This is a genomic window from Shinella sp., assembly GCF_052438155.1.
Lineage (GTDB): Bacteria > Pseudomonadota > Alphaproteobacteria > Rhizobiales > Rhizobiaceae > Shinella.
Genome location: NZ_JBQVPI010000007.1, coordinates 302,440 through 322,244, shown reverse-complemented (window position 1 = coordinate 322,244; position 19,805 = coordinate 302,440). Strand labels below are relative to the sequence as shown.

The window sequence follows — 19,805 nt, the reverse complement described above, 5'->3', positions numbered from 1 at the left end:
AATAGTCCGCGTGGATCGACAGGGTTCCGGTCTTCGCCGAGCAGTTTCAATGGCATCGGCACGCCAGAACCCGTATAATCCTTGCGGTTCATTCGTGTCGGTTGGGAGGCCTGACCATGAATGTGCACGTGACCGGCGACATCGCAGCGAGAACGCTGGCAATTGTCAGCGACCTGAAGGGGCTCGAAGGGCCGCTTCTTCCCATCCTGCATGAAATCCAGGCCGAGTTCGGCTATGTGCCGCAGGAATGCCTGCCGGTCATCGCGACCGAACTGAACCTGTCGCGCGCCGAAGTGCATGGCGTCGTTACCTTCTATCACGACTATCGCGACCACCCGGCCGGACGACATGTCCTGAAACTCTGTCGCGCCGAGGCCTGTCAGTCGATGGGCGGGGACGAAATTGCCGAGCGCGTCAAATCGCTGCTCGGCATCGATTTCCACCAGACCACGCTGGATGGCGCCGTGACGCTCGAACCGATCTACTGTCTCGGGCTCTGTTCCTGCGCACCCGCCGCGATGCTCGACGGCGAGGTGCATGGACGGGTCGATGCGGACCTTGCCAGGGAACTTGTTGCGGAGGCACGCCGATGACCGTTCGCATCTACATTCCCCGCGATGCCGCAGCCCTTGCACTCGGCGCCGACCGCGTCGCCAAGGCGTTGGCCCGTGAGGCGGACACCCGCAAGCTCGACATCAAAATCGTGCGCAACGGTTCACGCGGCATGCATTGGCTGGAGCCGCTGGTCGAGGTCGAGACCGTCGAAGGCCGCATCGCCTACGGGCCGGTAAAGCCATCCGATCTTGCTTCCCTGCTCGATGCCGGCCTCCTTGAAGGCAAAGCCCATGCGCTCTGTCTTGGCGGAACGGAAGACATTCCGTTCCTGAAAAACCAGACCCGCCTTACCTTCGCCCGCTGCGGCGTCATCGATCCCGTCTCGCTGGACGACTACAAGGCCCATGGCGGCCTGAAGGGCCTGGAAAAGGCCATCGCCATGGCCCCAGCCGACGTCGTCAAGGAAGTCACCGACAGCGGCCTGCGCGGTCGCGGCGGCGCAGGCTTCCCGACGGGCATCAAGTGGAAGACCGTGCTCGACGCACCGGGCGACAGAAAATACATCGTCTGCAATGCCGACGAGGGCGACAGCGGCACCTTCGCCGACCGCATGATCATGGAGGGCGACCCCTTCGTGCTGATCGAGGGCATGGCGATCGCCGGCCTCGCGACCGGTGCCGCCAAGGGCTACGTCTACACCCGCTCGGAATATCCGCACGCCATCGCCGTTATGAACGAAGCCGTCACCGTCGCGCGCGCCGCAGGCCTGCTCGGACCTTCGGTGCTTGGCTCGGGAAAAGCCTTCGACATGGAAATCCGCGTCGGCGCGGGCGCCTATGTCTGCGGCGAGGAAACCGCACTGCTCAACAGCCTCGAAGGCAAGCGCGGCATCGTGCGCGCCAAGCCGCCGCTGCCGGCGTTGCAGGGCTTCATGGGCCGCCCGACGGTCGTCAACAACGTTATCTCGCTCGCCTCCGTGCCCGTCATCATGGACAAGGGTGCCGCCTATTACCGTGACTTCGGCATGGGCCGCTCGCGCGGCACGATCCCGCTCCAGATCGCCGGCAACGTCAAACATGGCGGCCTCTACGAAACCGCCTTCGGCCTGACGCTCGGCGAGATCGTCGATACGATCGGTGGCGGCACCGCCTCCGGTCGCCCGGTTCGCGCCGTGCAGGTGGGCGGCCCGCTCGGCGCCTATTTCCCGCGCGCGCTGTTCGACACGCCGTTCGACTACGAGGCCTTCGCGGCCAAGGACGGCCTGATCGGCCATGCCGGCATCACTGTGTTCGACGAAACGGTCGATATGCTGAAGCAGGCGCGCTTCGCCATGGAATTCTGCGCGGTCGAAAGCTGCGGCAAGTGCACGCCCTGTCGCATCGGCTCGACGCGCGGCGTCGAGACCGCCGACAAGATTGCCCAGGGCATCGAGCCGGAGAAAAACCGCGCACTGCTCGCCGATCTCTGCAACACGATGAAGTTCGGCTCGCTCTGTGCGCTGGGCGGTTTCACACCCTATCCGGTGATGAGCGCCATGACCCATTTCCCGGAAGACTTTTCGCCGGCCCCCCTGGTGGAGGCTGCGGAATGAGCGAGACGGAAAAGGTCAAAGGCCCGGCCTCCTACTTCCCGGCCATCGAGAAGAAATACGGCCAGCCGATCGAGCACTGGAAAGCGATCGTTCGCGCGCAGGACGGCAAGGCACATATGCAGATCGTGGCGCTCCTCAAGGAAACGCACGGTCTCGGCCATGGCCATGCCAATGCGCTGGTTGCGGCAACCCTCGCCGAGAAGACGTCGTAGAAACAACCCAAGCCGCCCGAACCCCTTTCGTGGCGCAAGAATTGACTGGAGGTTCCCATGTCCCTCGTCCCCGAAATCGACTACGGCACGCCCGCCTCTCGCGCGGAAAAGATGGTTACGCTCACCATCGACGGGAACCAGATCACCGTTCCGGAAGGCACGTCCATCATGCGCGCCTCGATGGAGGCCGGCATCAAGGTGCCAAAACTCTGCGCCACCGACATGGTGGACGCCTTCGGCTCCTGCCGCCTCTGTCTCGTCGAGATCGACGGCCGCAACGGCACGCCCTCCTCCTGTACGACGCCCGTCGCGCCCGGCCTTGTCGTCCATACCCAGACAAACCGGTTGAAGGACATCCGCAAGGGCGTGATGGAGCTCTATATCTCCGACCACCCGCTCGACTGTCTCACCTGTGCCGCGAACGGCGACTGCGAATTGCAGGACATGGCCGGTGCTGTGGGCCTGCGCGACGTGCGCTATGGCTATGAGGGCGATAACCACGTCAAGGCGCGCAATAGCGGCGAGATGAACGCCAAGTGGATGCCGAAGGACGAATCGAACCCCTATTTCACCTACGATCCGTCGAAATGCATCGTCTGTTCGCGCTGCGTGCGCGCCTGCGAAGAGGTGCAGGGCACCTTCGCGCTGACCATCGAGGGCCGCGGCTTCGGCAGCCGCGTGTCTCCCGGCATGCACGAACATTTTGTCGATTCGGAATGCGTGTCCTGCGGTGCCTGCGTGCAGGCCTGCCCGACGGCAACGCTCACTGAAAAATCCGTCATCGAAATCGGCCAGCCGGAACATTCCGTCGTCACCACCTGCGCCTATTGCGGTGTCGGCTGTTCCTTCAAGGCTGAGATGCGCGGCGAAGAACTGGTCCGCATGGTGCCATGGAAAGATGGCCAGGCCAATCGCGGCCATTCCTGCGTCAAGGGCCGCTTCGCCTATGGCTATTCGACCCACAAGGATCGCATTCTCAATCCGATGATCCGCGAAAAGATCTCGGATCCGTGGCGCGAAGTGAGCTGGGACGAGGCCTATACCCATGTCGCCGCCGAATTCCGCCGCATCCAGTACCAGTATGGCCGTGATTCGATCGGCGGCATCACCTCGTCGCGCTGTACGAACGAAGAGACCTATCTCGTCCAAAAACTGATCCGCGCCGGCTTCGGCAACAACAATGTCGATACCTGCGCCCGCGTCTGTCATTCGCCGACCGGTTATGGCCTCGGCCAGACCTTCGGCACCTCCGCCGGCACGCAGAATTTCGATAGTGTCGAGCATACGGATGTCGTCATCGTCATCGGCGCCAACCCGACGGACGGCCACCCGGTCTTCGCCTCGCGTCTGAAAAAGCGCCTGCGCCAGGGCGCAAAACTCATCGTCATCGATCCGCGCCGCATCGAGCTCGTCTCCTCGCCGCACATCAAGGCCTCCTACCACCTGCCGCTGAAGCCCGGCACGAATGTCGCCGTCGTCACGGCCCTTGCCCATGTCATCGTGACGGAAGGTCTTTATGACGAGCGCTTCATTCGCGAGCGCTGCGACTGGTCGGAATTCGAGGACTGGGCGGCCTTCGTCGCCGAGCCCCGGCACAGCCCCGAGGCGATCGAGCAGTTCACCGGCGTGGAGCCGGAAGCGCTGCGTGGTGCTGCACGGCTTTTCGCCACCGGCGGCAACGGCTCGATCTATTACGGTCTTGGCGTCACCGAGCACAGCCAGGGCTCGACGACGGTCATTGCCATCGCCAACCTCGCCATGGCAACCGGCAATATCGGCCGTGAGGGCGTCGGCGTGAACCCGCTGCGCGGTCAGAACAACGTGCAGGGCTCGTGCGACATGGGCTCCTTCCCGCACGAACTGCCGGGTTACCGCCATATCTCCGACGATGCGACCCGCGAGATCTTCGAAAAGCTCTGGGGCGTGAAGCTCAACAACGAACCGGGCCTGCGCATCCCCAACATGCTGGACGCCGCCGTCGAGGGCACGTTCAAGGGCCTCTACATCCAGGGCGAGGACATCCTCCAGTCCGATCCGGACACCAAGCACGTCTCCGCCGGTCTCGCCGCCATGGAATGCGTCGTCGTGCAGGACCTCTTCCTCAACGAGACAGCGAACTACGCCCATGTCTTCCTGCCGGGCTCGACCTTCCTGGAGAAGGACGGCACCTTCACCAATGCCGAGCGCCGCATCAACCGCGTTCGCCGCGTGATGACGCCGAAGAACGGCTATGCCGACTGGGAAGTCACGCAGAACCTCGCCCAGGCAATGGGCCTCAACTGGAATTATACCCATCCGTCCGAGATCATGGACGAGATCGCCGCGACGACGCCGAGCTTCGCCCTCGTCTCCTACGACTATCTGGACAAGATGGGCTCGGTTCAGTGGCCGTGCAACGAGAAGAACCCGCAAGGGTCGCCGATCATGCACATCAACGGCTTCGTGCGCGGCAAGGGTAAGTTCATACGAACGGAATATGTCGCAACCGACGAAAAGACCGGGCCGCGCTTCCCGTTGCTGCTCACCACCGGCCGCGTGCTCAGCCAGTACAATGTCGGCGCGCAGACGCGCCGCACGGAAAATGTCGTCTGGCACGAGGAAGACCGGCTGGAAATCCACCCGCACGACGCCGAAAACCGCGGCATCCGCGATGGCGACTGGGTACGTCTCGCCAGCCGCGCCGGCGAGACGACGCTGCGCGCCCTGGTAACCGACCGTGTGGCGACCGGCGTCGTCTACACGACCTTCCATCACCCGACGACGCAGGCCAACGTTATCACCACCGATTTCTCCGACTGGGCGACGAACTGTCCGGAGTATAAGGTGACGGCCGTGCAGATCTCGCCGTCGAACGGCCCGTCCGACTGGCAGATCGAATATGACGAGCTGGCCCGCCGGTCCCGCCGGATCGCCGGCAAGCTGGAGGCGGCAGAATAGGAACGCGCGTGCCGGAATTTTCCACCACGACCAAGGTTTCCGAGATCGCCCGCCGCAACGGGCGGCTTGTCGAGGGCGAGCGTTTTGTGCCGGAGGAAACCCCGGTCGCCTTCTCCTATCTCGGTTCCACCCATGCCGTGATGATGGCGACACCCGCCGATCTCGAGGACTTTGCGGTCGGCTTCAGCCTGACGGAAGGCATTATTGCCGATCCCGGTGAGATCGAAACCATCGAGGTGATGGCGGAGGACAAGGGCATCGATGTACAGATCCGGCTTGCCGATGTGCAGAACGATGCACTGACGGCCCGTCGCCGCCACATGGCAGGCCCTGTCGGCTGCGGCCTGTGCGGCATCGAATCGATCGAGCAGGCGGTTCGCGTGACGCCATCCGTGCGTGCGTCAACACTTACGCTCAGCGAGGATGAAGTGGCCGAGGCCGTGCGCCTGTTGAACGGCCAGCAGCCGCTGCATATGGTGACGCGCGCCGTGCATGGCGCAGGGTTCTTCGTGCCCGGCACCGGCCTGATTGCGGTGCGCGAGGATGTCGGCCGGCACAATGCGCTCGACAAGCTCGTCGGCGCCGCACGACGCGCCGGCCATGCCGGCAGCACCGGCGCCGTCGTCGTGACGAGCCGCGTCTCCGTCGAGATGGTGCAGAAGACGGCGATCGTCGGCAGCCCCTTCATCATCGCCATTTCCGCGCCGACGGCGCTCGCCATCCGCACGGCTGAAGATGCCGGCATGACGTTGATCGCGCTGGTGCGCGGCGAGGAATTCGAGATTTTCACCGGTGCGGAACGCATCGTGTCCGGCGCCGGGCGGCGCCTGGGTAACGCTTAGGAGATAAGCATGTCGGAAGGCAACAAGCTCGTCAGGATGGCGAACCAGATCGCCACCTTCTTCCACTCGCAGCCCGCAAGCGAGGGGCCGAACGGCGTGGCGACCCACATCAACAAGTTCTGGGAGCCCCGCATGCGCCGGCAGCTTTTCGATATCGTCGACAACCATGGCGGCGAAGGCCTCGATAGTCTCGTCCTGCAGGCCGTGCCACTGATCCGGCGTCCGCCACCTGCGGAAGTGCCACCCGCTTTGGCAAACAGCGCGCCGGCAGCACACTGACGCCCCCCTTAAAAATGCCAACGGCCGGCATTGCTGCCGGCCGTTTTTTCATGCCGCGGCTTGCGCTTAGAACTCTTCCCAGTTCTCCGCTGCCGACGCCGTGGAGCCACGCGACGCCCGCATGGTGCGCGCCACGGCATGAAGCTGTGTTACAGGTGCCGGCGCTGAGGCTCGATGCATCGGCTGTGCATTACCGGCAAGTTTGAACCGCCGGATGAGCCCATGCAGTGCATCCGCCTCGCGTGCCATGGCGTGGCTTGCCGCCGTGCTTTCCTCGACCATCGCTGCATTCTGCTGTGTCGCCTGATCCATCGAGTTGACCGACTGGTTGATCTCGCGGAGGCCGGTGGATTGCTCCCGCGAGGCCACGACGATCGCCGCCACGTTGGTGTGCACGTCGTGCACTTGGCCGAGGATCTCCTGCAAGGCCCGCCCGGTCTCGTCGACGAGTGCGACACCGCTTTTCACCTGCTCGCCCGACGTGGTGATCAGCGCCTTGATATCTTTCGCCGCACTTGCTGAACGCTGGGCAAGTTCCCGCACTTCCTGCGCCACCACGGCAAAGCCCTTGCCGGCCTCCCCTGCCCGGGCAGCTTCGACGCCGGCATTCAATGCCAGCAGATTGGTCTGGAAGGCGATGTCGTCGATGACGCCGATAATGTTGGAGATTTCGCGTGAGGACTGCTCGATCTGCCCCATCGCGCCGATCGCCTTCTTGACGACCTCGCCGGATTTTTCCGCGCCCACCCGGGTCTTGGTGACCAGCGATCCGGCCTCGTCGGCCCGCCGGCTCGAATCGGCAACCGTCGTGGTGATCTCGTCGAGCGCCGCCGCGGTCTCTTCCACGGAGGCGGCCTGCTGTTCGGTGCGCTTGGCAAGGTCGTCCGCCGCCGAGCGAATTTCCTGCGCGCCGGACGCGATGGCGTTGGCGTTGGTTTCGACTGTCCGCATGGTCTCATGCAGGCCGGCGACCGCTTCGTTGAAGTCCCTGCGCACGGCTTCCATCGAGGGTACGAAGGGCGTGGCAAGGTTTTGCGTGAGGTCGCCTTCCGACAGCGCCTTCAGCGCGCCGCCAAGCGCATTGATCGCCGACATGCGCTCGGTGACATCAGTCGCGAACTTGACCACCTTGAAGACCCGGCCGCTCAGGTCGCGGATCGGATTATAGGCGGCCTGGATCCAGATTTCCCGTCCGCCCTTGCCGTAGCGCACGAATTCGTTGGAGATGAATTGCCCGGCAGCCAGGTTCTTCCAGAAATCCGCATAGGCCTGCGTCTGCACATAGGCGGGATCACAGAACATGCGGTGGTGCTTGCCGCGAATTTCCGAGAGATCGTAACCGAGCCCGGCGCAGAAATTCTCGTTGGCATTCAGGATTTCGCCGGTCGGTGTGAACTCGATCACGGCCTGAGAACGGGAGATCGCGTCGAGCTTGCTGGCATCCTCCGCCGCCCGCATCTTCACCTCGGTGATGTCGGTGGCAAACTTGACGACCTTGTAGGCCTTGCCGCGACGAAAGATCGGATTGTACGAAGCCTGGATCCAGATTTCGCCGCCATCCTTGCGCAGGCGCTTGTAGCTGGAGGAATCATATTCGCCGCGCCCGAGGCGCGCCCAGAATTGCCGGTATTCCTCGCTCGCCACATAGGCCGCTTCGCAGAAGATGCGGTGATGCTTGCCGACGATGTCCTTCAGGTCGTAGCCGAGCGCCCGGCAGAAGTTTTCGTTGGCGGTGAGAATATTGCCGTTGAGATCGAACTGGATCACGGCCTGCGAGCGCGACAGCGCGTCGATGATATGGCCCGCGTCCAAGGATTTCGCGAATGAAAGCATGACCTGTCCCTTTGTGTGACAGCCACGGACCGCGTGGCGATCGTCGGTTGTTGGCGGTGAGACACGGTCCGTGGCGCGGACCATGTTTCTACTCTCGGGAATTCAATCTTTGCGGGAGGTTTTCCCCGCCGCCGAATTACGCATCTACAATCAAAGATGGAGCGGTAGCCTTAATAATTGATGAAAATCAAAGGGTGATATTTTAGATCACTTACATAACAATAGCTTACATAAACACCCGGGGGATTAGTACTGACGTAACGTGAGGGAGGCTGTTCTTCTTCCATATGCTAATTCTCCCAAAAGTTGCGACAACGTCTAGCAACAAAAAAACCGCCGTGCGCAGGCACGACGGTTTTATGTTTGATCGAATGGGATGAGGCGATCAGGCCGCCATGTCTTCCATGTCGCGTTCCTTGAACATACGCGACAGATTGAGGAAGCAGATCATGCCGTTCTCATGAGCGATGATGCCTTCGGCATAAGCCTTGTCGAAGGAGGTCGTCACTTCCGGCACGGGCTGGAGCTGCTCGCTGCGGATGGTGAGAATGTCGGAAACCCGGTCGACGACGAGGCCGACGACCATGCTGTGCACTTCGGCCACCACGATGGCGCTGCGCTCGTTGGCTTCCGTGCTCTTCATGCCGAGCTTGTGGGCAAGGTCGATGATCGGGATCACGGTGCCGCGCAGGTTCATCACGCCGATGACGTCCGGCGGCGAATGCGGGATCGGCGTGGACGGCGCCCAGCCGCGGATTTCGCGAATCGTCGTCGTCTTCACGCAGAATTCCTGATCGTGCAGACGGAATGCGATGATTTCGAGCGTGTCGCCGGCAAAGCTGGCCGTATTGATGGAGGTCATCGGGATCTTTCCAGGTTGAACTGCGTCGTGCCCCAATCCTATGCACGCCCTGGTTAAAATCTTTCAAACGCCCGAACGATTGTTACGCCCCGAACGAAAGAAGGCCCCGCATCGCCGCGGAGCCCCCCATTTTTTCCAGCCTCTGCAAACATCAGGTCCGCAGCACAGCCTCGAACTGTTCGAGCGCCCAGTCCACCTGATCGCCAGTGATGACGAGCGGCGGTGCGATGCGGATCGTGTCGCCATGCGTGTCCTTGGCGAGGATGCCGCGCTCCTTCAGCGCTTCACAATATTTCCGAGCGCCGCCAGCGGCCGGGTCGAGTTCCACGGCCAGCATCAGGCCACGGCCGCGCACGTCCTTGATGATGTTGGAGCGGATGCCCTTGAGGCCGTCCTGGAAACGGTCGCCCATGCGCTGGGAGTTGCCGATCATGTCCTCCTCGACCAGCACCTTCAGGGCGGCGCGCGCAATGGCGCAGGCAAGCGGGTTGCCGCCGAAGGTCGAGCCGTGCTGGCCCGGCTTCAGCACACCCAGCACTTCGCTGTTCGAAAGCACCGCCGAGACCGGATAGAAGCCGCCGGACAGCGCCTTGCCGACCAGCGTCATATCCGCCTCGATACCCTCATGCTCTTCGGCGAGCAGTTTCCCCGTGCGGCCAAGGCCGGTCTGGATCTCGTCGAGGATCAGCGTGATGCCATGTTGGGTGCAAAGTTCACGCACGGACGAAAAATAGCCGGTCGGCGGGATCAGCACACCCGCCTCGCCCTGGATCGGCTCGATGAGGAAGGCAACCGTATTTTCGTTGATCGCATCGCGGAAAGCTTCGAGATCACCGAACGGCACATGGCGAAAGCCCGGCGCGAAGGGACCAAAGCCGGTCCGCGCATCAGGATCCGTCGAGAAACCGACGATGCCCATGGTGCGGCCATGGAAATTGTTGGCGCAGACGATGATCTCGGCCTGCCCCTCCGGCACGCCCTTCACTTCGTAGCCCCACTTGCGCACGGCCTTGACTGCGGTCTCGACCGCCTCCGCGCCGGAATTCATCGGCAGCACCTTGTGCGAACCGGTGAGCGCCGCGATCTCCTCGTAGAAATGTGCGAGCTGGTCGTTGCGGAAGGCCCGCGAGGTGAGCGTCAGCTTTTGCGCCTGCTCGACCATCGCTGCAAGAATCTTCGGGTGGCAATGTCCCTGGTTGACCGCCGAATAGGCCGAAAGGCAGTCGAGATAACGGTTGCCGTCGATATCCCAGACATGGACGCCCTCCCCGCGCGACAGCACCACGTCGAGCGGCTTGTAATTATGAGCGCCAAGGCGGTACTCGGTTTCGATCAGGCTTGCAGTCGACGGCGTCATAAAATCCTCCAGGGTTCAGGCGCTGCGGGTTGGCCGGTCGAGAATACGGCGCCCGAAAAGGCTTGCGGTCAGTTCGACGAGAATACGGGCGCTCTTGCCACGGTCGTCGAGGAAAGGGTTCAGCTCGACCACGTCGAGCGAGGACACGAGGCCGCTGTCGCAGAGCATCTCCATGATGAGATGGGCCTCGCGGAACGTCGCGCCGCCCGGAACGGTCGTGCCGACGCCGGGCGCCAGTTCCGGATCGAGGAAATCGACGTCGAGACTGACATGCAACAGGCCGTTCGCCGCTTTGATACGCGCGATGATGTCGTGCATGATATGCGCCATGCCGGTCTCGTCGATCGAGCGCATGTCATAGACATTGACGCCATGCTCGGCGATCTCTTCCCGCTCGCGCGCATCGACGGAGCGGATGCCGACCTGGAAAACGTTCTTCGGATCGACCATCGGGCGGCCGGCTTCGAGGATTGGCGCGAACTCGGCCTGGCCACAGAAGAACGCGACCGGCATGCCATGCATGTTGCCGGACGGCGAGGTCGCCGGCGAATTGAAATCCGCATGGGCATCGAGCCAGAGCACGAAGAGCGGGCGCCCCAGATCGGCAGCATGGCGAGCCATGCCGGAGACGGAGCCCATCGAAAGCGCGTGGTCGCCGCCAAGCACAAGTGGGAATTTGCCGCCGCGGGCGGCATCGTAGACGGCCGTGTCGAGTGCGCGCGTGAACGCGGCAACGACCTGCAGATTGTTGGCCTTGGGGTGGTTGGCGAGGTCACGCGCCGGCACCGGGCGCAGATCGCCCTCGTCCGTCACCGTGTGCCCAAGCTCGATCAGGGTCGAATCGAGCCCTGCGATGCGCAGTGCCATCGGCCCCATTGCCGCGCCACGGCGGCCAGAACCTTCTTCGAGAGGTGCGCCGATCAGCGCGATGTGCGTGTCATTTTCAGCCATGGTTTCCCCGCAGATGCGTGCGCGCCGGTTGTCCGGTTTTGGCCGATTATTGCCGTTCTCCTTGTTGGCAAAAAGATGAAAAACTGACAGATAGATGGCTGAATTCAGCAATTTGCTAAGCACTGGGCGACACAATGGTAAGTCTCGACGACCTTGACCACGCACTGATCGGCGCGCTGCGCCACAATGCCCGCACCCCTGTCTCCTCCCTTGCCGCGATGACGGGCGCTTCGCGCGCGACGGTGGCGGCACGGATCGAGCGGCTGGTCGCGTCCGGCACCATCGCCGCCTTCACCATCAAGACGGGAGCGGAACTGACCGGGAGCGGCGTGCGCGCCATCGTAATGATCGAGGTGCACGGCAAGATGGCCGACCGGGTGGCTACACAGCTTCGCGGCCTGCCGCAGGTGCGCGCCCTTCACTCCACCAATGGCCGCTGGGATTTCATCGCCGAACTGGAAGACCGCGATCTCGGCACCTTCGACGAGACGCTACACCGCATCCGCCTCATCGACGGCATCACCGTCAGCGAGACGAATATTCTGCTGAAGACGACGAAGAACGCGCTGACTTAGGCCGCCCCTCCTCTCCTCCGTCGTCCGCGGGCTTATGTGGAGGGTGAGGCGAAGTGCGCGTGCATGACGACCTCAATATTCCTTCTCATAAAAGATGCCCGCGCCGGCGCTGCCGCCGCTGCCGGCCTCGCCGCGCAGCTTGAGGCCGCGGCCGACGTCGAGATTGATCACCGCCTTTGCGCCGTTCGTCTCCGGGTCCTGCTTCAGCTCGATATAGGTCCGCTCATTGAGATACTTGCCAGCGGAGACTGCCGCCCGGCCCTCCGAGTCGGTCGTGATGTCGAGATCGTCGACACCGAGTTTGCTGCGCAGGCCGTCGAGCAGGCCGGTGGACTTGCCGCCGGCAAGCTGGCTGGCAGCCGAGGCGAGCTGGGCGATCTGCACGGCCGAAAGGTTGGACATCGATCGGTTGAAGATGAGCTGTGCCAGAATTTCGTCCTGCGGCAGCGAGGGCGAGGACGCAAAGGTGACGGTCGGGTTGCTCGCGACACCTGCCACCGTCACGGTGATTTCCGTCGTGCCCGCCGAACTACCCGCAACGAGGTTGACCGTCGGCACCAAACCGCCTGCAAAACCGATATGCGCGCTGGTGAAATCGAGGCGCCGCGTCAGGATTTCCATGCGCCCACGCTCCAGTTCGAAGCCGCCTGACACGATGGGCGACGACGAGGTGCCGGTGATTTTCAGGCTGCCGCCGAGTTCCGCGTTGATGCCGCGGCCACGCACGAAAAGCTGCCCCGGTGCTTCGATGGTCAAATCAAGCGCAATGCCCCGCGAGGCGCCGCTGCCGCCACCCTGATCACGTTGAACGTCCGCGGTCATGCGCTTGACGGCGGCCGGCGCATTGCGGTGCTTGATGTCGATCTCCGAGAGCGAGGCCGGCAGCTTTTGCGGAATGGTGACGTTTGCCTTGTTGATGTGCACCTTGCCGCCAAGCGAAAGCGCGGCCACCGGTCCCTTCAGCGTCAGGTCGCCCGCGACATTCGCGGTCACCAACGTGCCGTCGATATAGGTGATGTTGTCGAGCTTGACCGCCACATCCACAGGGAAGCCACTCGCCGGATCGATGCCGACACGACCGCTTGCGGACAATTGCCCGCCGCTGGCAAGCTTGCCGGAGACTGTTTCGATGACCGCCTGCCGCCCGTCCATGGTGACGCGGATCGTCAGGTTCTCCACCGCGAGGTTGCGGCGCACATCGACGAGACGCGCGCCACCTGCTGTGATGCTGCCGGTAATCGAGGGGGCCGCCGCCGTGCCGCCGATGGAGACATCGACATTGGCATTGCCGGTCAGCACGAGGCCCTGCGCGGAAAGCTGGCTTTGCAGCAGGCCGAAGGGCACCGTGCCGTTGAACTTGAGCCCGAGCGGTGTCGTCCCACCGATGCCGACCGTGCCGCCGCCGCGGAAGGACAGGCCGCCGCCACCGGAGAGCACTGTATCGAGCCTCACCTGGTTGTTGGCAAATTCCCCCTTGGCATTGATTTTGAGCGCGCCGATACCCGCGCCACGGGTCTGGCTCGTGACGGCGCCGTCCCAATCCAGCGCATAGTTGACGACGGGTGCCGCCGCCTTGCCCTTGACCGTCACCGTACCGCCGATCGACCCGTCTGCTCCGAGGCCGGCCGCGAAATTGTTGACGAGTGCCGCGGGCAGTGCCGTGAGCCGTAGCGACAGATCGAGCGTCTCGCCGGCACGCCCGGAGATGGCGACGGAGCCGCGCCCCGCCTGGATGGTCAGCCCGTCAAGCGTCGCAACGCCATTGGTGACGCCGATCGTCGTCGGCTTGGCAAGCTTCAATGCAATGCGCCGGGGCGCTGCTTCGACGGTCTGCAAGGCGATATCCAGGCCGCCGTCGCGCTGGAGAACCTTGCCCTTCGTCACGAGAGGGGCGCCGTCGAGCCGGCCGGTAAGATCGAAATTGGTCGCCTGCCCTTCGCGGGAAAAATCGAGGCGCAGGGCATCCACACGGTTCTCGCCCGAGGCAATGCGCTCGGCACGCACCGTGCCGGTGATCGCAGCGGTGGCAAGATCGGCAATCTCGAGATCGACAGCGGGCTTGGTGATGCTCACCGCATCGCGCCGGATAGCGGAGCCCGAGGCCTGCACGGTGGCCGAGGTCTTGCCGTTCGTCGTCGCGATTTCCACGAGACCCGAAAGATCGCCGGCCGCTTTCTGGCCGGCCATCGCAGCGAGCAGGCCGAGATCCGGGAAATCGAAGCGGATTGTACCATCCGGCATGAAGTTCTGCGCGAGCGCCAGAGAGCCTTTCAGAGTGTTCGGGCCGATCTCCGCTTCAAGCACCGGCACGGAAATGCGACCGCCCTCCGAGGTGATGCTGGAGCGCACGTTGATCGGCTGCCCGTCGAGCGCACCGGTCGCCGTCAGCTCGCCGGAGGGGCTGTCGGCGACAGCCTTGCCGGTCAGCGTCACGACAAGGTCACTCAAGGTGCGGCCGGACAGTGTCGCACCGCTCGACGTGATCTTGGCCGAAACGTCGAGCCCCTGCACCGGGCCGGTGGCCGACAGCTCGAAGGCTGCTTCGCCCGCGGCATCGGCCAGTAGTTTGCCGAGGTTCAGCACCTTGCCGGTGAGCGCTGCGTCCAGATTGCCGTTGCCGAGCGACACGGACCCCGCCGTTTCCAGCGTGCCGGACTTCACCTGAAGACCCGAGACCTGGACCGCGCCATTGCTGGCCAGCTGAACCCGCCCTTCCATCGCGATCGTCGTGTCGAACTTGCCGGAAAGCGCTGGCGGCAACACGGCAGGCAGCGCAAAGAGGCGGAAGTTGACGTCAGCCTCGCGGCTCTCGATGCCGTAGCGGCCGGACAATGTGCCGCCGATGCTGGCGCTTTCAAGCGTCGCGGGATCGAAGGCGATCTCGCTTAGCGAGACGTTCAGCGCGGTCACGAGCTTTACAGGCCCCTTCACCATGCGGTCGACATCTGCATTGGCAAAGGCCGTCGTGCCGGTTTCCAACGTCGCATCGATGCGGCCGGATTGGCTCGCCACATTGAAGGCGTCGCTCTTCGCCGAAAGCCGGATGTTTTCGATGCGGCCAGCAGGCAGCTCCGCCGAAACGACGGTTGCGTTCGCCTCCAGCGCCGCCGCGGTCGCCTCGCCCGTCAGTGAAATATCGGCGCCCTCGATCAGCACACGGGCATCGCCTTCGGCAAGCGGCCAGCGGAAATCGATCGGGCCATCCTTGCCGGCGAGCTTCACGTCGAGATCGTTCGCGCCCTTGGCGCTGACCGTGCCCGAAGCGCCAAGCGTCAGGGCGCCCGTCGCAATCGATCCCTTTTCGATGCGCAGCATGTCCGAACCGTCGAAGGCCGCGACCACGTCGATACCGGTCTCGCCGGCAAACAGCGGGCGAAGCTGCGGGGGCATCAGGGCATCGAAGGTGCCGCCGCCATTGAGCGCGATCGTGTGCAGGCCCTCGGTCGAAAGATCGTGGCGGCCATCGACACGCAGCATCTCGGTGCCGTCGAGGGATGCGGCTAGGCGCCCCGTCCATCGCGAAAGCGGACCATCCCCCGTCAGGCGGATCGCCACGGCCGGATCGTTCGGCAGCTTGAGCAGGGTGGCTAGCAGGCCCCCCTTCGGCTCGGCGACATCCGCTTCAAGCCGCAGTACATTGTCAGCGGGGTTGAAGACGATATCCGCCACGACACGTGCATCCGGTCGCGCCGTTTCCGATGCGGAGAGTTTTACCGCGACGCTATCGGCTGTCGCATTCCCGCTGCCCGTAACGACGAGGCGCTGGTCCTTCTTGGCGACCGCGGCGGAAACGAAAAGTTCCGGCACTTCCAGCCTGCCGACATGCACCTCGACAGGCAGGGTGAACGGCTTGTCGGACTTTTCAGCGTCAGCCTTCGGTTCCGGCAGGCGCAGCAGGGAAATGGATGAGGCTGAGACACGCGTCGCATCGAAGCTGAAGAACAACAGCTGGAGCGGCGACCAGTCGACGGCGAGGTCGCGGATTTCCGCATAGGTACCCTTCGCATCGCCGACGGTGATGGTGCCGGCGCGCAACCTGCCCGTCAGCAGCCCGGACGGTTCGCTGATCGTAATGACCTGACCGCTCGCCGCAGCGATCTTCTCCGCATAGGACACCGCAAACCGCGCGCCGGCGTCGGTAAAACCGACAAAGCCGATGAGCGCGACAAGAACAACCAGAAGAACGGCAAGGCCGTAGCCGATATAGCGGAGCGTGGCGCGGAGAATTCGGGACAGCCTGTTCATGCTTCATCCATTTCGCGTGTGGGGAGCGCTGGGAATCGCTCCTCAACGTCTTGAATCCGAATCGTGCAGCCGATCAAGAGTCTAGACGAAAATTGGGGCGGCCGTCAGAAGGCCTGACCGATACCGGCATAGACCCCGAAAGAAGTTCCGCCGGGATATTTTTTCAACGGCACCGCCACGTCGAGCCGGAGCGGGCCAAACGGCGTCGCATAACGCAGGCCGATGCCGGCGCCCGCCCGGATATCCCTGAAGTCCGGCACCTCGTCCGTCGAGACGGTGCCGACATCAATGAATGGCACGACACCGATCGTCTCGGTCACGCCGATGCGCACTTCCGCCGAGGCAGCCACATAGGAGCGCCCGCCGAGCAGCTTGTCCTTGCTGTTACGCGGCGAGATTTCCTGGTAGCCGTAACCACGCACGGTACCGCCGCCGCCGAGGAAGAAGCGCCGCGTCGCAGGGATGTCGGAAAGCTCGTTGCCACCGATGATCGTGCCCCCGGAAAGCTTGCCGGCCAGCACGACACGATCTTCCGCACCGAGCGCCTGATAGCCGGTGATCGCGCCTTCGAAGCTGGAGAAGAAGGTGCCGCGATAGGTCTCGTAGCTCGGCTTGGCGTTGATCAGCAGGCGGTAGCCTTCCGTCGGATTGAGCTTGTCGTCGCGGGTGTCGCGGACATATTCGATCGGGATGCTGGCCGTCAGGTACTTGTTCTTGCCGAAAGCGTCCTCGACGTCGCTCCACATGAGCTCACCACCGGCACTCACCGTATCCCTGTCGGACAGCTCGACGCTGACGCCAGCGGCAGCCGTGGTGGTGAACGCCTTGTAGGCGTCGGGATCGGCGATGGACGCCTTGAGGCTCGCATTGAATGTCGAGGCCGGGCCGAAGGCGCCGGGCTTGGAGAAGAGGATGGCCGTCGAATAGTCGAGGTTGCCCAGATCCGACTCGCCGATCCGGTTGACCGATCCCTCGAGGCGCAGCGACTCGGCCTCACCAAACAGGTTGCGGTGGCCCCAATAGCCCTGCAGGCCGATCCCGTCAGTGTTCGAATACTGCGCGCCGACACCGAAATAGCGGTGCTTGCCTTCCGAAACTTCGATGGTCATCGGCAGCGAGCCATCAGGCGCGAGCTTGTCGGCTTCGCGGATCGTCACGCTGGAGAAGACGCCGAGCGTGCGCAGCCGCTCCGCCGCCTTGGTCAGCGCTTCCGGCGAATAGGGCTGGCCGGCATTGATGCGTGAATAGCGCTGCACGAAATTCGCATCGACCGTCTTGGTACCGGTGACGCCAACCTCGCCGATGGGCGCGACCGGCCCGCCTTCGACCGCGATAACAACATCCACCGTCCGCGTCTTGTGATCCGCCGTCGCATTGCGCTCGATAAGCTTGGCAAGCGGCCGCCCCTCGGCCTTGAGGTCCACGACGACCTTCTCGCCAGCCTTCAGGATGATGGTGGAATCGGCGCGCGCGCCCGAAACAAGTCCATAATCCGCCGGATTGCGCCCCTCTGCATCGCCGGAAAACGCGACGTCGCCAAAGGTGAAGACCGGGCCCGGCTCGACGCTGATCGTCACGGGGATTGGCCCACGCCGGCCGAATTCCGGGCTTGGCGGCAGCGAATCGAGGTCCTGCCCATCGATGGTGACGTTCACCACGCCGCCGTAGCGGGCGTTTTCGTACAGGGCGGCGAGGATACGGTCGCGATCGTCGCGCGCCTTGATGACGAGGCCGAGATCGCCGGAAACCGGCGTACCCTCGTCCTGCTTGAGACGCGCGGTGTTCTCGATCGCTTGTCTGAGGTCGTCGTCGTCCGTGCCGGGATTGAGCGTCAGCGTATAGTTGACCGGATCGATAACCGAGGTCGTCTCTTCCTCTTTCTCGAAGAACTTCATGCCGAAGATCTCGAAAGCCGATGCCGATTTCACGGATACCGGGCAGAACGCAAGTGCTGCAGCGACCGCAAGCGCGGTGCCAGCTCTCAGAAACGCAAAACTCTTTTCCGGCCGGTTCACTTTATCCCGCATCCGCAGCTATCCGTCGCCTTTCTCCGTAAGGTGCGGCGCGCGCGGGCAGACCGAACAGCTTCCGTCACAGGCTTCAGGCGCCCTGGTTCATCCAGAGCTTTCAGGCAGGAAAAGACCCTAACGTGTTAGGTTTTCCGTAATGTTAACGGCGGTTTTACACGGGTGGGAACGAGATTTGAAGCGCCAATCGGGATTTTGTGCCCAAGCTCAAAAGCAAAAGCCCCGGAACATGTCCGGGGCTTCGCATTGGGTTGCATGTATCGGGTATCAGTAACCCGACGGGCAACGGTCGATATAGCGACGGCCGTAGCGGTCACGGTAGTAGCACTGACCGGGCTGCTCGGAGACGCTGCCGATGACAGCACCCGAAACACCGCCGATAGCAGCGCCGACGGCCGCACCGCGAACGTCACCGGTGATGGCGCCACCGATGATCGCGCCGGAGACGGCGCCGATACCCGCACCCTTTTCCGTCTGCGTGCAGCTGGCGACGGCCAGGCCGATCAGAACGAGCGCAATGACTTTCTTCATGAAGATGTTCTCCAAAGTTGAGCGGCGGCCGCGTTTTCCGGGGTCCGCACTATCCCCTTCTACTCAGATAACATACCGCGGCCGTCGTCGACGGTCAGGTTTGTCCGAGGTTGAAAATATAGCCGGAAATAGGGAAGTCCATGGCGTATAACTATTTTTTTGCAGGTCGAATAAATATCGTTTCCGTTTCGTTTTTTCAGCCCCGACAAAACCGGTCACGAGAAATTTCGCGCCTGCCTGAAAGTACCGGTTGATCGGCGCGGCAAAACGTCAAATGATATGACTGTTGAGGTTGCGCGGCCGTGGAGGAACTGTCGTCGCAACACTCGTTTTCGGAATGCAATGCACGCGAATTGAGAATGCTGGTGTCGCCTGATCCCCAGCCCGCGTCGTGAAGGCGCCCGCTGCATATTACCTTCGGATCGATCGACCCCAGCGGACAGGAACCGCCAGGGAGGAACGAATGGCGAAAGTGGCAATGACCGTCAATGGCCGGAAGGTGAGCAAGGAGTGCGAGGACCGCACGCTGCTTGTCCACTTCATCCGCGACAATCTAAGCCTCACCGGAACCCATGTCGGCTGCGACACCTCCCAATGCGGAGCGTGCGTCGTGCATATGGATGGCAAAGCGGTAAAGAGCTGTTCCATCCTCGCGGCCCAGGCCGCGGGGTCCGACATCCTGACCATCGAAGGGCTTGCAGCGAACGGCGAGCTACATCCCGTGCAGGCAGCCTTCAAGGCCAATCACGGCCTGCAATGCGGCTTCTGTACCCCCGGTATGGTGATGACCGCGGTCGACATGATCAATCGCCATGGTGCTCAGCTCGACGAGAAGACGGTGCGCGAAAATCTCGAAGGCAATATCTGTCGATGCACCGGCTACCATAACATCGTGAAAGCCATCCTTGCCGCCGCCCAGGAAATGGGTGCGGCAGGGCGACAGGCTGCGGAATAACGCGCCGACGGCGGTCTCGCCGATGGCTGTGACGCAAGCGCCCAGCACCATTC

The 19,805-nt window shown here is 63.2% G+C and carries 15 protein-coding genes; 8 read left to right on the top strand and 7 right to left on the bottom strand.

Annotated elements, in window-relative coordinates; genetic code table 11:
* Positions 1–116 precede the first annotated feature (116 nt).
* Genes ACT6VE_RS16085 through ACT6VE_RS16060 form a run of 6 tightly spaced genes read left to right on the top strand, consistent with a single transcriptional unit; the run spans position 117 to position 6,416 of the window.
* The gene (locus tag ACT6VE_RS16085) at positions 117–593 is read left to right on the top strand and encodes a formate dehydrogenase subunit gamma (protein ID WP_444799547.1); all 477 of its coding nucleotides are present in this window, start codon (positions 117–119) and stop codon (positions 591–593) included.
* Positions 590–2,146 (top strand): formate dehydrogenase beta subunit, encoded by a 1,557-nt coding sequence (locus ACT6VE_RS16080; RefSeq protein ID WP_444799546.1) that lies wholly within the window; start codon positions 590–592, stop codon positions 2,144–2,146. The genes ACT6VE_RS16085 and ACT6VE_RS16080 overlap by 4 nt, the downstream gene beginning before the upstream one ends.
* Complete coding sequence (locus ACT6VE_RS16075; RefSeq protein ID WP_069060880.1) at positions 2,143–2,358, top strand: DUF4287 domain-containing protein; 216 nt, start codon at positions 2,143–2,145, stop codon at positions 2,356–2,358. Before ACT6VE_RS16080 ends, ACT6VE_RS16075 begins: the two co-directional genes overlap by 4 nt.
* Before the next feature lie 57 nt (positions 2,359–2,415).
* The gene (fdhF, locus tag ACT6VE_RS16070) at positions 2,416–5,295 is read left to right on the top strand and encodes a formate dehydrogenase subunit alpha (protein ID WP_444799545.1); all 2,880 of its coding nucleotides are present in this window, start codon (positions 2,416–2,418) and stop codon (positions 5,293–5,295) included.
* An 8-nt stretch (positions 5,296–5,303) separates the two neighbouring features.
* Complete coding sequence (gene fdhD / locus ACT6VE_RS16065) at positions 5,304–6,137, top strand: formate dehydrogenase accessory sulfurtransferase FdhD (RefSeq protein ID WP_444799544.1); 834 nt, start codon at positions 5,304–5,306, stop codon at positions 6,135–6,137.
* 9 nt (positions 6,138–6,146) lie between these two features.
* Positions 6,147–6,416, top strand: coding sequence for a formate dehydrogenase subunit delta (locus ACT6VE_RS16060; RefSeq protein WP_444799543.1), 270 nt, complete (start codon positions 6,147–6,149; stop codon positions 6,414–6,416).
* Positions 6,417–6,482: 66 nt separating this feature from the next.
* Here ACT6VE_RS16060 and ACT6VE_RS16055 read toward each other — a convergent pair whose 3' ends face one another.
* The 4 genes from ACT6VE_RS16055 to rocF form a co-directional block, all read right to left on the bottom strand.
* A complete protein-coding gene (locus ACT6VE_RS16055; RefSeq protein ID WP_444799542.1) occupies positions 6,483–8,249 on the bottom strand; it encodes a methyl-accepting chemotaxis protein in 1,767 nt (588 codons plus the stop codon).
* Positions 8,250–8,634: 385 nt separating this feature from the next.
* Positions 8,635–9,111, bottom strand: coding sequence for a chemotaxis protein CheW (locus tag ACT6VE_RS16050; RefSeq protein ID WP_069060875.1), 477 nt, complete (start codon positions 9,109–9,111; stop codon positions 8,635–8,637).
* 151 nt (positions 9,112–9,262) lie between these two features.
* Positions 9,263–10,468 (bottom strand): ornithine--oxo-acid transaminase, encoded by a 1,206-nt coding sequence (rocD, locus tag ACT6VE_RS16045; RefSeq protein WP_444799541.1) that lies wholly within the window; start codon positions 10,466–10,468, stop codon positions 9,263–9,265.
* Positions 10,469–10,483: 15 nt separating this feature from the next.
* Positions 10,484–11,419 (bottom strand): arginase, encoded by a 936-nt coding sequence (gene rocF / locus ACT6VE_RS16040; protein WP_444799540.1) that lies wholly within the window; start codon positions 11,417–11,419, stop codon positions 10,484–10,486.
* 134 nt (positions 11,420–11,553) lie between these two features.
* Between rocF and ACT6VE_RS16035 the strand changes: the two genes are divergently transcribed.
* The gene (locus tag ACT6VE_RS16035) at positions 11,554–11,994 is read left to right on the top strand and encodes an Lrp/AsnC family transcriptional regulator (protein WP_444799539.1); all 441 of its coding nucleotides are present in this window, start codon (positions 11,554–11,556) and stop codon (positions 11,992–11,994) included.
* 72 nt (positions 11,995–12,066) lie between these two features.
* Here ACT6VE_RS16035 and ACT6VE_RS16030 read toward each other — a convergent pair whose 3' ends face one another.
* The 3 genes from ACT6VE_RS16030 to ACT6VE_RS16020 all read right to left on the bottom strand — a co-directional run bounded on the left by ACT6VE_RS16030 (position 12,067) and on the right by ACT6VE_RS16020 (position 18,797).
* Positions 12,067–16,239 (bottom strand): translocation/assembly module TamB domain-containing protein, encoded by a 4,173-nt coding sequence (locus tag ACT6VE_RS16030; RefSeq protein WP_444799538.1) that lies wholly within the window; start codon positions 16,237–16,239, stop codon positions 12,067–12,069.
* A 104-nt stretch (positions 16,240–16,343) separates the two neighbouring features.
* Positions 16,344–18,266, bottom strand: coding sequence for an autotransporter assembly complex protein TamA (locus tag ACT6VE_RS16025; protein WP_444799537.1), 1,923 nt, complete (start codon positions 18,264–18,266; stop codon positions 16,344–16,346).
* 267 nt (positions 18,267–18,533) lie between these two features.
* Positions 18,534–18,797 carry a YMGG-like glycine zipper-containing protein gene (locus tag ACT6VE_RS16020; protein WP_444799536.1) on the bottom strand — a complete coding sequence of 88 codons (264 nt, stop codon included), beginning with the start codon at positions 18,795–18,797 and terminating at the stop codon, positions 18,534–18,536.
* A gap of 463 nt (positions 18,798–19,260) precedes the next feature.
* Between ACT6VE_RS16020 and ACT6VE_RS16015 the strand changes: the two genes are divergently transcribed.
* Complete coding sequence (locus ACT6VE_RS16015) at positions 19,261–19,752, top strand: (2Fe-2S)-binding protein (protein ID WP_444799535.1); 492 nt, start codon at positions 19,261–19,263, stop codon at positions 19,750–19,752.
* Positions 19,753–19,805 lie beyond the last annotated feature (53 nt).